The sequence below is a fragment of the Paraburkholderia sp. Ac-20342 genome (assembly GCF_017104985.1).
GTDB lineage: Bacteria > Pseudomonadota > Gammaproteobacteria > Burkholderiales > Burkholderiaceae > Paraburkholderia.
On record NZ_JAAGPQ010000241.1, the window covers coordinates 1 to 251 of the forward strand.

At 55.0% G+C, this 251-nt stretch carries 1 protein-coding gene; it reads right to left on the bottom strand.

The genetic code is table 11. From position 1 onward, the window contains the following. Nucleotides 1-251: ATP-binding protein (locus G3N58_RS34445; RefSeq protein ID WP_241017361.1), on the bottom strand; the 251-nt coding region annotated here is incomplete at both ends.

The following is a 251-nucleotide window of genomic DNA, read 5'->3' on the forward strand; positions in this document are numbered from 1 at the left end:
GCACCAGACCGGCGGCTTGCTGTTTGAACTCGGGGGAAAACGAACGACGTTGCTTCGGCATCAGACACCTCTCCATGGCGAGCATTCTCGCCTAAATCAGTGTCTGGTTTCATTAGACCACTACACACACTGGCCCATTCTGCGAAGCTCAGATTGGTGGTGATGATGACACTGGTTCGTTCGTAGAGCTTGCTGAGCAGATGAAACAGCAGCGCACCGCCGGTCTGGCTGAACGGCAGATAGCCGAGTTC